The following is a 14927-nucleotide window of genomic DNA, read 5'->3' on the forward strand; positions in this document are numbered from 1 at the left end:
GGTAAACGTTTTTCTACAACTTAAAGGGTAGCGGAAGTTTGTTTTACTTTATGTCTGTCATGACGTCTAGTTAAGCAAGTTGGGTCAAAAATCGGCAGGCTGAGGAACCCATGGTTTACTCTTATAGCGAAAAGAAACGTATCCGTAAGGATTTTGGCAAACGTCCACAGGTATTGGAAATACCGTATCTACTTTCAATCCAGTTAGATTCTTTTAAGAAATTTATTGACCTAGATGTAGATGGTCAACATGGACTGGAAGCAGCATTTCGATCAGTTTTCCCAATAAAAAGTTACTCTGGTAACGCTGAGTTGCAATATGTTAGTTACCGTTTAGGTGCGCCAGTATTTGATGTGAAAGAATGTCAAATCCGTGGTGTGACATATTCTGCTCCATTACGTGTGAAATTGCGTTTGGTGTTGTTCGATAGAGAAGCAGCACCTGGCACAGTAAAAGACATAAAAGAGCAAGAAGTCTACATGGGTGAAATTCCACTCATGACTGATAACGGTACATTTGTTATCAACGGGACTGAGCGTGTCATTGTGTCACAATTACACCGTTCACCAGGCGTGTTCTTCGATCACGACAAAGGGAAAACTCACTCATCTGGTAAAGTGTTATATAACGCACGTGTTATTCCTTACCGTGGTTCGTGGTTAGACTTTGAATTTGACCCTAAAGATAATTTATTTGTACGTATAGATAGACGCCGTAAATTGCCGGCTACTATTATGTTACGTGCATTGGAAATGCCAACCGAAGAGATCCTTGCTTTGTTCTTTGAAACAAACCAAGTACGCATCGACGGTGAGAAATATTTGTCAGATATTGTGCCGGATCGCCTTCGTGGTGAAACAGCACAGTTCGATATCCTTGATAATAAAGGCAAAGTGGTTGTTGAAACAGGTCGTCGTATTTCAGCACGTCATACTCGCGCGCTAGAAAAAGCAAAAATAACAGAGCTCGAAGTACCTGCAGAATATTTAGTGGGTCGTGTATTTGCTCGTGATTATGTCAATGAAGAAACTGGTGAAGTTATCGTTGCTGCCAATGATGAATTAACCCTAGAAAACCTTGTTGAAATCACTGCAGCAGGTATCAAAGCATTTGATACGCTTTATATCAATGAACTTGATCATGGTGCTTACATCTCAGATACCTTACGTATCGATGGTTCAACTAATAAGCTAGAAGCTTTGGTTGAAATTTATCGCATGATGCGTCCAGGTGAGCCACCGACTAAAGACGCGGCTGAGACTTTGTTTAATAACTTGTTCTTCTCTGAAGACCGTTATGATTTATCTGCTGTTGGACGAATGAAGTTCAATCGCCGTTTAGGTCGTGACGTATCAACTGGTAAAGGTGTATTAGATAAAGACGATATCGTAGCTGTAATGAAACAGCTGATCACTATCCGTGACGGTAAAGATGAAGTGGATGATATCGACCATTTAGGTAACAGACGTATTCGTTCTGTTGGTGAAATGGCTGAAAACCAATTCCGAGTTGGTCTTGTGCGTGTTGAACGTGCAGTTAAAGAACGTTTGAGCCTAGGTGACCTTGATGCAATCATGCCTCAAGACTTAATCAATGCTAAACCGATCTCTGCTGCCGTTAAAGAATTCTTTGGTTCAAGTCAATTATCTCAGTTTATGGATCAAAACAATCCATTGTCTGAAGTGACGCACAAACGTCGTATTTCTGCCTTAGGTCCGGGTGGTTTGACACGTGAACGTGCAGGCTTTGAAGTACGAGATGTACATCCGACTCACTATGGTCGTGTATGTCCTATTGAAACACCTGAAGGCCCAAACATTGGTTTGATCAACTCGCTTGCAAGCTATGCCCGAACTAACGATTACGGTTTCTTAGAAACCCCTTATCGTAAAATAGCTGACGGCGTCGTGACTGACGAAATTGATTACTTATCTGCGATTGAAGAGGGGCAATACGCGATTGCGCAAGCAAACGTAGTACTGGATGCAAAAGGTAAGTTGACTGAAGATTTGATCCCTTGTCGTTTCCGTGGTGAAACCACGTTAATGTCGGTTTCTGATATCACTTATATGGATGTGTCACCGCAACAAATCGTTTCTGTTGCAGCGAGTATTATCCCCTTCCTAGAGCATGATGATGCTAACCGAGCCCTAATGGGTGCCAACATGCAACGTCAAGCCGTTCCTACATTAATAGCTGAAAAGCCATTAGTTGGTACAGGAATGGAGAAAACAGTTGCTGTAGATTCTGGTGTAACCATTATCGCTAAACGCAGTGGTTCAGTTGATTACGTTGATGCAAGTCGAATTGTTATCAAAGTAAATGAAGACGAGATGACAGCGGGTGAAGCTGGGATCGATATCTACAACTTGACTAAATATACGCGTTCTAACCAAAACACGTGTATCAACCAAAAGCCTACTTGTAATGTTGGCGAACCGGTTGTAGCGGGTGATGTTTTGGCAGATGGACCATCAACTGATATGGGTGAATTGGCGTTAGGCCAAAATATGCGTATCGCGTTCATGCCATGGAACGGTTACAACTTCGAAGATTCAATCTTGATTTCAGAGCGCGTAGCGATGGAAGACAGATTCACTTCAATCCACATTCAAGAATTAAGCTGTATTGCTCGTGATACAAAGCTTGGTCCAGAAGAAATCAGTGCTGATATCCCTAATGTGGGTGAGTCTGCGCTAGGTAAACTAGATGAATCTGGTGTGGTTTATATCGGGGCTGAAGTAAAAGGCGGCGATATTCTGGTAGGTAAAGTCACACCTAAAGGTGAAACTCAGCTGACTCCAGAAGAGAAACTTCTAAGGGCTATTTTCGGTGAAAAAGCGTCTGACGTTAAAGATACGTCGTTACGAGTACCTAACAGCGTACATGGAACAGTTATTGACGTTCAGGTCTTCACTCGTGATGGTGTTGAAAAAGACAAACGTGCTCGCGAAATTGAGGATATGCAATTACGTGAAGTGAAAAAAGACTTATCTGACGAATTCAACATTTTAGCTGACGGCATCTTTGCTCGTGCAGGAAATTTGTTGCTTAAGTCTGGAGTTGAGCAAGCAAGACTTGACAGCATGCCACGTGATAAGTGGTTTGATTTAACACTCGATGATGAAGATGCGCAATCAGAGCTAGATCAAATTGCTGATCAGCACGTCGAAATCAAAGCTGACTTTGATACTAAGTTTGAAGTTAAACGTCGTAAAATCACTCAAGGTGATGACCTAGCACCAGGCGTGCTTAAAATTGTTAAGGTTTACCTTGCAGTTAAACGTCATATACAGCCTGGTGATAAAATGGCCGGTCGTCATGGTAACAAGGGTGTTATATCGACTATCAAGCCAGTTGAAGACATGCCTTATGATGAACATGGCACGCCGGTCGACATCGTACTGAATCCATTGGGCGTACCTTCGCGTATGAACATCGGTCAGGTACTTGAAACCCACTTGGGTATGGCTGCTAGCGGTATCGGTGACAAAATCGATCGTATGCTTAAAGAACACGAAGAGATGGCCAAACTGCGAAGCTTCCTAAAAGAAGTATACAGCGCCGGTAAATCTCATCAGGCAGTTGATTTAAGTACCTTCAGTGACGATGAAGTGACACGTTTAGCCGGCAACCTTCGTAAAGGTTTGCCTATGGCAACACCTGTTTTCGATGGTGCAACTGAAGCTGAAATCAAGCATATGTTGACCTTGGCAGATATCCCAGAAAGCGGACAAATTACATTGTTCGACGGTCGTACCGGACGCCCATTTGAGCGCCCTGTCACCGTGGGTTATATGTACATGTTGAAACTGAACCATTTAGTCGACGATAAAATGCACGCTCGTTCAACTGGTTCATACAGCTTGGTTACACAGCAACCGTTAGGTGGTAAAGCACAGTTCGGTGGTCAGCGTTTCGGAGAGATGGAAGTATGGGCACTAGAAGCTTATGGTGCTGCCTACACCTTGCAAGAAATGTTAACCGTTAAGTCTGATGACGTGAATGGCCGTACCAAAATGTATAAAAACATTGTGGATGGTGATCATCGTATGGAACCTGGTATGCCGGAATCCTTCAACGTATTGTTGAAAGAAATCCGTTCGCTAGGTATCAACATCGAACTAGAAGAGCAGTAAGCTGCTCTTAGAGCTTATGACAGGATGGTGTAACACTTGTCAGTGCAAGTGTTACACCTTTGCAATTGACTCCGCTGGGAGAGAAATGTGAAAGATTTATTAAAGTTTCTTAAGCAACAACATAAGACCGAAGAATTCGATAATATACGAATTGGTCTAGCCTCGCCGGATATGATCCGCTCGTGGTCATTTGGTGAAGTTAAGAAACCAGAAACAATTAACTACCGTACCTTTAAGCCAGAACGTGACGGTTTGTTCTGTGCACGTATTTTTGGTCCGGTAAAAGATTACGAATGTTTGTGTGGTAAATACAAGCGCCTTAAACACCGTGGTGTAATTTGTGAAAAATGTGGGGTAGAAGTTACCTTAACTAAAGTACGTCGTGAGCGTATGGGTCACATTGATTTGGCTAGTCCAGTTGCACACATTTGGTTCTTAAAATCATTACCATCTCGTATTGGTTTAATGTTAGATATGACTTTACGTGATATCGAACGTGTACTTTATTTTGAATCATATGTGGTATCAGAGCCAGGTATGACAACGCTTGAGCGTAGCCAACTTCTAACCGAAGAAGAATATTTGGATGCCCTTGAAGAACATGGCGACGAATTTGAAGCAAAAATGGGTGCCGAAGCAGTATTTGAATTGCTTAAAGCGCTGGACGTTGATGCCGATGTTGTTGCAATGCGTGAAGAGTTACCCACTATTAACTCTGAAACAAAGCGTAAAAAAATCACTAAACGTTTGAAGTTATTGGAATCTTTCCAATTGTCAGGTAACAAACCTGAATGGATGATTTTAACAATACTACCTGTGTTACCACCTGACTTACGTCCTTTGGTGCCACTAGACGGTGGTCGTTTTGCGACGTCTGATCTGAACGATTTATATCGTCGTGTTATCAACCGTAACAACCGATTAAAGCGCCTTCTAGATCTAGCCGCCCCAGATATAATTGTTCGTAACGAAAAGCGTATGTTGCAAGAAGCAGTTGATGCCTTGTTAGACAATGGTCGTCGTGGTCGTGCAATTACAGGATCTAATAAACGTCCTCTTAAATCTTTGGCTGATATGATCAAAGGTAAGCAAGGTCGTTTTCGTCAGAACTTACTGGGTAAACGCGTTGACTATTCTGGCCGTTCTGTCATTACAGTTGGTCCTACATTACGTTTGCACCAATGTGGTTTACCTAAAAAAATGGCGCTTGAGTTATTTAAACCATTTATTTATGGAAAATTAGAAGGTCGTGGTCTAGCTACTACCATCAAAGCCGCTAAGAAATTAGTAGAGCGTGAAGATCCAGAAGTATGGGATGTGTTAGACGAAGTTATTCGTGAACACCCAGTGCTACTTAACCGTGCACCCACACTGCATAGACTAGGTATTCAAGCATTTGAACCCATCCTAATCGAAGGTAAAGCGATTCAGTTACACCCATTGGTGTGTGCTGCATACAATGCCGATTTCGATGGTGACCAAATGGCTGTTCACGTGCCGTTGACGATTGAAGCTCAGCTTGAATCTCGCGCATTGATGATGTCTACCAACAACATCCTTTCACCAGCCAATGGTGAGCCAATTATTGTACCTTCACAGGATGTGGTAATGGGCTTGTACTATATGACGCGAGAACGTGTTAATGGTAAAGGTGAAGGCATGATGTTTACCAGCCCCCTGGAAGCTGAAAAAGCTTATCGTACTGACACAGCAGAATTACATGCACGTGTAAAAGTACGCATCACAGAATACGAAACAGATGCACAAGGCAATAAGACTGAAAAGGTCACTTTAACTGACACTACGGTTGGTCGAGCGATTTTATCTTCAGTTTTGCCAAAAGGTATACCTTTTGAAATCATCAATATAGCGATGGGTAAAAAGCAAATCTCTAAATTGTTGAATGTTTGTTACCGTACCTTAGGTTTGAAAGATACAGTAATAGCTGCTGACCAAATCATGTATACAGGTTTCCACTACGCGATGATCGCTGGTGCATCTGTTGGTATAGATGACATGGTTATCCCAGATGCTAAGAAAGATATCATCGAAGATGCTGAAGCAGAAGTCCGTGAAATCCAGGAGCAATTCCAATCTGGTCTCGTCACCGCCGGTGAACGTTACAACAAAGTTATCGATATTTGGTCAAATGCCAACGAAAAAGTGGCGAAAGCCATGATGGATAATTTGTCGATTGAAACAGTTAAAAATCGTGATGGTGAGATGGAAGAACAAAAGTCTTTCAATTCAGTATTTATGATGGCTGATTCTGGTGCTCGTGGTAGCCCCGCGCAAATACGTCAGCTAGCTGGTATGCGTGGTCTGATGGCGAAACCAGATGGTTCAATCATCGAAACACCTATTACCGCTAACTTCCGTGAAGGTTTGAACGTACTTCAGTACTTCATCTCTACTCACGGAGCCCGGAAAGGTTTGGCCGATACAGCTCTTAAAACTGCTAACTCAGGTTATCTAACACGACGTTTAGTTGATGTTGCGCAGGATTTGATCATCAACAACGATGACTGTGGCACGTTTGAAGGTGTTAAAATGACACCTCTAATCGAAGGTGGTGACGTTGTTGAGCCACTTCGTGAACGTGTACTAGGTCGTACTGTTGCTGAAGATGTATTAAACCAGGTACTAAGGAAGTCTTAGTTGAGCGTAACGTTCTTCTAGACGAAGCCTTAGTAGACATGCTTGAGGCTCAACTCAGTTGACCAAATTCAAGTACGTTCTGTAATTACCTGTGAAAATGACTTTGGTGTATGTGCTAGATGTTACGGTCGTGATTTGGCTCGTGGACATATGGTTGGTCATGGTGAAGCTGTTGGTGTTATTGCCGCTCAGTCAATCGGTGAACCTGGTACACAGCTTACGATGCGTACATTCCACATCGGTGGTGCGGCATCACGAGCATCAGCAGAAAACAACGTTCAGTTGAAAACTGCTGGTAGCCTGAAATTACATAATGCCAAATTTGTACGTAATTCTGACGATAAAGTGGTCATTGTTTCTCGTTCAACTGAAATCACTATTATTGATGATCAAGGTCGTGAGAAAGAACGTTATAAAGTACCTTACGGTGCAATATTAACGGTTGATGATGGTGCTAAAGTGTCCTCTGGTGAAGTTGTCGCCAATTGGGACCCGCATTCACATCCCATCGTGACTGAACGAGCAGCGAAAATCAGCTTCTCTGACGTTGATGACAGTAACACTGAGATGCAGCAAGATGACTTGACGGGTCTAACTCGTATCGTTGTTAACGACTTGTCTAAAGCAAATGCAAAAGAACCTAAGCTTATACTTGAAAGTGAAGAGTTTGGTATACAAGAAATTCGTCTTCCAAGCTTTACTACTATCGAAGCAACTGATGGTATGGAAGCTAAGCCTGGTGATGTGCTTGCTCGTATACCACAAGAAAGTTCGAAGACTCGAGATATTACCGGTGGTCTTCCTCGCGTAGCTGACTTGTTCGAAGCTCGTAAGCCTAAAGAGCCAGCCATCCTAGCTGAAGTATCAGGTATGATTGGATTTGGTAAAGAGACTAAAGGCAAGAAACGCTTAACTATTACCCCTAAAGGTGCAGATCATTACGAAGAGATGATCCCCAAATGGCGTAACCTGAATGTCTTTGAAGGTGAAAACGTTGAAAAAGGTGAAGTGATTGCGGATGGTGCTGAGTCTCCTCATGATATTCTTAGATTGCGTGGTATCAGCGCTGTTTCAAACTATATCGTTAATGAAGTACAAGAAGTTTACCGCCTGCAAGGGGTGAAAATTAATGATAAGCACATCGAAGTAGTGATTCGTCAGATGTTGCGTAAGTGTTTGATCACTTATTCAGGTGACAGTCGGTTCTTAGAAGGCGAGCAGGTTGAAGTGTCTAACGTGAAAATCGCTAATCGTGAGTTGGAAAGACAGGGTAAAATCCCTGCTGAATACCAAACCGTGTTACTGGGTATCACTAAGGCGTCATTGTCTACTGAGTCATTTATCTCGGCGGCATCTTTCCAAGAAACAACCCGTGTTCTTACTGAAGCAGCAGTGCAAGGTAAAGAAGATGAGTTACGTGGCTTGAAAGAAAACGTTATTGTTGGACGATTGATACCAGCTGGAACAGGCTTTACACATCACCAAAAACGTACTGCTAGGAAATTGGCAGAACATCAGGAACGGGAAGAACCTTCCGTTTCTGCATCTGAAGCAGAATTGGCACTTTCAGAGGCACTCAATGCCGAAGTAAGTGAAACACCTGCTGACGAGTAAAAAATAAGATCGCAACGTGATCTGGATTTTAACGATTGCTGACTAAACCCATATTTAATGCAGTTTAGCAGCAGTCTTACTTGACAGTTCACACATTGATCATTAGACTTCCGCGACCCGAAAATTGATGGCTTTATCGTCATTAATTTAGGGCTCGCGGATTTTTCGCGTTTTACGCCCTTAAATAAGGGCAATCAGTCGTAACTTAAACAGGAGCTAGTTAATGGCAACAGTTAACCAGTTAGTGCGCAAGCCACGCAAACAACCTGCGACGAAGAGCAACGTCGCGGCTTTGCAAGCCTGTCCACAACGTCGTGGAGTATGTACACGTGTATATACCACCACACCCAAAAAGCCGAACTCTGCATTACGTAAAGTATGTCGTGTTCGTTTGACCAATGGTTTTGAAGTTTCTTCATATATCGGTGGTGAAGGTCACAACTTACAAGAGCACAGTGTTGTTCTAATTCGTGGTGGTCGTGTTAAAGATTTACCAGGTGTTCGTTATCACACTGTTCGCGGTACATTAGATTGTGCAGGCGTAAGTGATCGAAGAGCTGGCCGTTCTAAATACGGTACAAAAAGGCCTAAGTCTTAACGGTTCTCCGTTAGTAAGGCCAAACTAAAGTATTAATTGAGTTTTGGGAATACCCTGAAAATTCTACGGAGAATTTGAAATGCCAAGAAGAAGAGTCGTAGGTCAACGTAAAATCCTACCCGATCCTAAGTTCGGATCAGAGTTACTTGCTAAATTTATGAATGTCGTCATGTTAGACGGCAAAAAATCGACTGCAGAAAAAATCGTTTACGGTGCACTAGAAATTGTTGCTACTAAAGCTGACAAAACGCACTTAGAAATATTTGAAAGCGCATTGGACAATATTCGCCCTACGGTCGAGGTTAAATCTCGTCGTGTTGGTGGTTCTACTTATCAAGTTCCAGTAGAAGTTCGTCCTGTTCGTCGAAATGCTCTAGGTATGCGTTGGTTAGTGGACGCTGCTCGTAAACGTGGCGAAAAATCAATGGCTCAACGCCTTGCAGCTGAAATGCTCGACGCTGCTGAAAATAAAGGATCTGCGGTTAAGAAACGTGAAGACGTTCACCGTATGGCCGAAGCTAACAAAGCTTTCGCTCACTACCGCTGGTAATAAGAGAAAGTTATGGCTCGAACAACGCCCCTTGAGCGTTATCGGAATATTGGTATTGTCGCCCATGTGGACGCGGGTAAAACCACGACCACTGAGCGTGTTCTTTTCTACACTGGCTTGTCACACAAGATCGGTGAAGTCCATGATGGCGCAGCTACCATGGACTGGATGGAGCAAGAGCAAGAGCGCGGCATTACGATTACTTCGGCAGCGACGACTTGTTTTTGGTCGGGCATGGACAAACAATTCGAACAACATCGAATTAATATCATCGACACCCCTGGGCATGTTGACTTCACCATTGAAGTCGAGCGTTCTCTGCGTGTGCTTGATGGTGCAGTCGTTGTGTTTTGCGGTTCGTCAGGTGTAGAGCCTCAATCTGAAACAGTTTGGCGTCAAGCTGATAAATACTAGCGTTCCACGTATAGTATTTGTCAATAAGATGGACAGAACTGGAGCAGACTTTGAACGTGTTATTCAACAAATTGAAACTCGTTTAGGTGCCAATTGTGTTCCTATTCATTTAAATATCGGTGCTGAAGAAACTTTTAAAGGTGTGGTTGACCTTCTCAAGATGAAAGCCATTAATTGGAATGATTCTGACTTAGGCATGACCTTCACTTATGAAGAGGTTCCAGCTGATTTGATGGTCCGAGCGCAAGCATTGCGTACAGATCTCATCGAAGCAGCGGCGGAAGCTACTGATGAATTGATGAATAAATATTTGGAAGGCATTGACCTTACCGAAGACGAAATTAAATTTGGTTTGCGTAAACGCACATTGGCGAATGAAATCGTACTCGCGACATGCGGTTCAGCATTCAAGAATAAAGGTGTACAGGCTGTGCTCGATTCAGTTATCGAATATCTACCTGCACCTATTGATGTACCTGCGATAAAAGGTGTACTCAGCGACAAAGATGAGACAGAAGCAGAGCGTCCAGCAGATGATGCTGCGCCCTTTGCTGCATTGGCATTTAAAATTGCTACTGACCCCTTTGTTGGGACGTTAACTTTCTTCCGTTGTTATTCTGGTGTAGTGAACACCGGCGACGCTGTTTACAACCCAGTAAAAGCTAAGCGTGAGCGATTTGGACGAATTGTTCAAATGCATGCCAAGGATCGAGAAGAACTTAAACAAGTACGTGCTGGCGATATTGCTGCGGCAATAGGGCTAAAAGACGTGACTACAGGTGATACATTGTGTGACCCTAACCACATCATTACCCTTGAGAAAATGGAGTTTCCGGAACCGGTTATTTCTATCGCGGTAGAGCCACGGTCTCAACCGGACCAAGTAAAAATGGGCGTTGCTTTAGGGAAACTAGCAGCAGAAGACCCGTCTTTTAAGGTACATACTGACGCAGAGTCTGGTCAAACTATTATATCGGGTATGGGTGAATTACATCTTGATATTATTGTTGATCGAATGAAACGTGAGTTTAGTGTTGAGTGTAATGTAGGTAAACCACAGGTTGCTTATCGCGAAACTATCCGCAATAAAGTTGATGTTGAAGGTAAGTTTGTTCGTCAATCAGGCGGTAAAGGCCAGTATGGTCACGTTTGGTTAACTATCGAACCCAATGAAGAAGGCGCTGGATACGAATTTATCAACAAAATTGTAGGGGGTCTGTTCCAAAAGAATTTATCTCTTCAGTTGATAAAGGTATCGAAGAACAGATGCAAAATGGTGTAGTAGCTGGATACCCGGTGCTTGATGTAAAAGTGACCTTGTTTGATGGTTCTTATCATGATGTTGACTCTTCAGAAATGGCGTTTAAAATTGCTGGGTCAATGGGCTTCAGAAAAGGGGCTGCAGAAGCAAATCCCGTTTTACTTGAGCCAACTATGAAAGTTGAAGTTACCACTCCAGAAGACTGGATGGGTGACGTAGTCGGCGACCTTAACCGGCGTCGGGGTATGATTGAAGGCATGGATGACGGTGTGGCAGGTATTAAAATAATACATGCTAAAGTACCGTTATCAGAAATGTTTGGCTACGCTACTGACTTGCGCAGTGCAACCCAAGGGCGAGCGTCATATTCAATGGAATTTTTTAAATACACAGAAGCGCCTAGTAATGTCACTAAAATCATAACCAACGCGCGCACTTAAATTTTAATGAAGGTCTTATCGGCACTCTAAATAGAGGGCGGATTTTTAACTTAGGAAACCAGTAAAATGGCAAAAGCAAAGTTTGAACGTACTAAACCGCATGTAAACGTCGGTACTATCGGCCACGTTGACCACGGTAAAACAACATTAACAGCCGCAATCACTACTGTATTAGCAAAGACTTACGGTGGCGATGCATCAAGCATTCGATCAAATCGATAACGCTCCAGAAGAGCGCGAGCGTGGTATCACTATTTCAACGTCTCACGTTGAATATGACACACCTACACGTCACTATGCACACGTAGATTGTCCTGGTCACGCCGATTATGTCAAAAACATGATCACCGGTGCTGCTCAAATGGATGGTGCTATTTTAGTAGTTGCTGCAACAGATGGTCCTATGCCGCAAACACGTGAGCACATCTTGTTGGGTCGTCAGGTTGGCGTACCTTTCATGGTTGTATTCATGAACAAATGCGATATGGTTGATGATGAAGAATTACTAGAATTGGTTGAAATGGAAGTGCGTGAACTTCTAACAGAATACGAATTCCCAGGTGATGATTTACCGGTAATCCAAGGCTCAGCCCTTAAAGCGCTTGAAGGCGACCCAGCTTGGGAAGCAAAAATCATAGAGCTAGCTGAAGCACTAGACACCTATATCCCTCTTCCAGAGCGTGATATTGATAAGCCTTTCCTCTTCCAATTGAAGATGTTTTCTCAATTTCAGGTCGTGGAACAGTTGTTACAGGTCGTGTTGAGCGCGGTATCGTTAAGACGGGTGATGAAGTAGAAATCGTTGGTATCAAAGATACTACCAAGTCTACTTGTACGGGTGTTGAGATGTTCCGTAAGTTCTTGACGAAGGTCGTGCTGGCGAGAACGTGGGTGCCTTATTACGTGGTACTAAGCGTGAAGACGTAGAGCGTGGTCAAGTATTGGCTAAGCCTGGTTCAATTAATCCACACACTAAGTTTGAAGCTGAAGTATACGTACTCAGTAAAGACGAAGGTGGCCGTCATACTCCATTCTTCAAAGGATACCGTCCACAGTTTTACTTCCGTACAACTGACGTAACAGGGGCTGTAGAGCTTCCTGAAGGCGTAGAAATGGTTATGCCTGGTGACAACTTGAAATTCGTAGTTGATTTGATTCACCCCATCGCGATGGACGAAGGTTTACGCTTCGCAATCCGTGAAGGTGGCCGTACTGTAGGTGCTGGTGTGGTGTCTAAAATCATATAAGTAACCCGTTTACTTATGCAAAAAAGGTCACTTAGGTGGCCTTTTTTATTAGCTGTAGAAAATTATGGCTTCAACATTAAAAACAGTAGACATAAACTAATACCAATCACCATAAGTAATTGCCCACTCAGAAAGCACCAGCCGATTGTATAATAAATAGATAACTGCAAAAGCTTCTTAACCACATTTATCTGTGGTTCTTTCTGTTTACCGTTTCAACGTCTCAGGCCCCATTGATTTGTGTCTAACCAAACCTGATAGAGAGCCATGTGCCACAACCGGTCCTTTGCCATTTATACATTGACCGGCATCAGTAGCAAAAATTGGAACGACACGGTTTACTATTGTAAATAATAAACTTGCTCAAAAAGGAACATTACACAAATGTTATTTTGGTAATGCCATCACTAGTTGAATGTAGCGGTTCGTTGCTGAAGATGTTCTGATGCTACTGAGGTCTGTTCATCGGCTACGACCACGCAGATTTGGACGGACCATTAGGCTGTGGGTATATAAGAAAAAGGATGCTTTAATGGGTCTAAACAGAGAAGTTGATGCGTATTACCGACATTCAGCTCCAATCCCTAGCAAATCATTTATTAATCACAGAAACACCTAATCGAACTTTAAGGGTCGATAGATCACAGTATATAAGCCGATAGCTTACAGATTTTGCAATTTCATTGTGAAAAATGGCTGCTAATAGTTTCTCATAACCAAGGCTTTCCCTTTGCTACAAGCTAAAATCATCGAACAAAAAGAAATAATTGACGTTGTTCAGGTTGTAATTTTGTGTGTTTAGGGATAGTTGCCGAGCTGGTCGATAAGCCCAAGCTATTAGAGAGAATATACGCCACAATGCCAATTCTAGAACGCACGATACAGTAGTCACCTATGGCCAGAGCATTAAAGCCATGAACACTAATAGAATTGGCTTTACTCAAAATTCTATTTATTTGTCACTGACCTTCTTTGAAGGTAAAGATGTTTATGCACTGCTTGGTGAAGGGACTGCGCAACATTTGAATGATGATGTCCGTTACTTATCGTCTATTAATCGACTGTTCATCATAATTCAGAATTTAAAACAAGCGCTTGCGCTGTTGTGCAAACCAGCTTTGAATATTGCTCGCTAACCTGCTTGCATGATATAATTTAGAACTGCTAACTTTTCGCATTTCGTAAACCTAATATTCATAAATCCACATTTTCTAAATCACAGGCCGACAGAAAACACTATGCAATTCTACTCCCGTAAATGGATCAAACCTGAGGACTTAAACCCAAACGGCAGCTTATTCGGCGGCAAACTGCTTAGCTGGATCGACGAAGAAGCCGCCATTTTTGCCATGTGCCAGCTGGGGAAAGATAAACACCTCGTTACGAAATTCATGTCTGAAATTAATTTTGTAAGCTCTGCTAAACAGGGCGATGTTATTGAAATGGGTGTTGAATTAGTGTCCTTAGGACGCAGCTCAATTACCTTATGTGCCAAAGTACGAAACAAGCTCAATAAGGCCACTATTATCTCTATTGATAGTATGGTTTTTGTCAGCCTCGGTGCTGACGGCAAACCAAACCCGCATGGCGTAACTCGTATTGAGGAACTAGATCCTTAAGCAATCGTGGGAGAAAAATAGAACTTTTTTTGACCGACCGAGACTTAAAATCTGATTAAAAAAAGACCAGTGTTGGAACTCTGTAGAATGTTTATAGGTAAGATAAGACGTCATTTTTCATTAGATGAAAATATATGATGCCTCATCTTTTCCATATTTACGTCTTTTTTATATTCTTGAAGGAGTGGAAGTCGGTTATTTATCGTCTATTAATCAACTGTTTTCACGTAATTCAGAATTCAAAACAAGCCTCTCCCACTGTTGTGCAAACCAGTTTTGTATATTGCTTTTGTTTATGATGATGAACTTCTTTTATTCAAGCAGACTTATCTGAGGCGGTGCTCGATTTTCGCCGTTAGATACCTGCTTCCAGCGTATAAGAGGTAT

The 14927-nt window shown here is 42.6% G+C and carries 5 protein-coding genes and 3 pseudogenes; all 8 read left to right on the top strand.

Annotation, left to right across the window (positions count from 1 at the left end; all coding sequences use genetic code 11):
• Positions 1 to 110: 110 nt before the first annotated feature.
• On the top strand, positions 111 to 4139 hold the full coding sequence (rpoB, locus tag Q0Y52_RS07775) for a DNA-directed RNA polymerase subunit beta (protein WP_297820277.1): 4029 nt from the start codon (positions 111 to 113) through the stop codon (positions 4137 to 4139).
• An 87-nt stretch (positions 4140 to 4226) separates the two neighbouring features.
• Positions 4227 to 8411, top strand: a pseudogene (gene rpoC, locus Q0Y52_RS07780) (DNA-directed RNA polymerase subunit beta').
• Between the two features lie 223 nt (positions 8412 to 8634).
• Entirely contained in the window at positions 8635 to 9009 is a 375-nt protein-coding gene (gene rpsL, locus Q0Y52_RS07785; protein ID WP_007643204.1) for a 30S ribosomal protein S12, read from the top strand.
• Positions 9010 to 9088: 79 nt separating this feature from the next.
• Entirely contained in the window at positions 9089 to 9559 is a 471-nt protein-coding gene (gene rpsG / locus Q0Y52_RS07790) for a 30S ribosomal protein S7 (protein ID WP_297820281.1), read from the top strand.
• A 12-nt stretch (positions 9560 to 9571) separates the two neighbouring features.
• Positions 9572 to 11674, top strand: a pseudogene (gene fusA / locus Q0Y52_RS07795) (elongation factor G).
• Between the two features lie 66 nt (positions 11675 to 11740).
• A pseudogene (gene tuf, locus Q0Y52_RS07800) lies at positions 11741 to 12921 on the top strand (elongation factor Tu).
• Positions 12922 to 13769: 848 nt separating this feature from the next.
• Positions 13770 to 14057 carry a DUF4277 domain-containing protein gene (locus Q0Y52_RS07805; RefSeq protein WP_297821475.1) on the top strand — a complete coding sequence of 96 codons (288 nt, stop codon included), beginning with the start codon at positions 13770 to 13772 and terminating at the stop codon, positions 14055 to 14057.
• Between the two features lie 102 nt (positions 14058 to 14159).
• Positions 14160 to 14540: a hotdog domain-containing protein gene (locus Q0Y52_RS07810; RefSeq protein WP_297820284.1), complete on the top strand. Its 381-nt coding sequence runs from the start codon at positions 14160 to 14162 to the stop codon at positions 14538 to 14540.
• Positions 14541 to 14927 lie beyond the last annotated feature (387 nt).

Origin of the sequence: uncultured Paraglaciecola sp., assembly GCF_943787955.1 — a bacterium.
Taxonomy (GTDB): Bacteria; Pseudomonadota; Gammaproteobacteria; order Enterobacterales; family Alteromonadaceae; genus Paraglaciecola.

What these genes read in the sequence shown, in the direction of transcription:
- rpoB (WP_297820277.1), top strand. Translation starts at nt 111, where the DNA reads ATGGTTTACTCTTATAGCGAAAAGAAACGTATCCGTAAGGATTTTGGC.
- rpsL (WP_007643204.1), top strand. Translation starts at nt 8,635, where the DNA reads ATGGCAACAGTTAACCAGTTAGTGCGCAAGCCACGCAAACAACCTGCG.
- rpsG (WP_297820281.1), top strand. Translation starts at nt 9,089, where the DNA reads ATGCCAAGAAGAAGAGTCGTAGGTCAACGTAAAATCCTACCCGATCCT.
- Q0Y52_RS07810 (WP_297820284.1), top strand. Translation starts at nt 14,160, where the DNA reads ATGCAATTCTACTCCCGTAAATGGATCAAACCTGAGGACTTAAACCCA.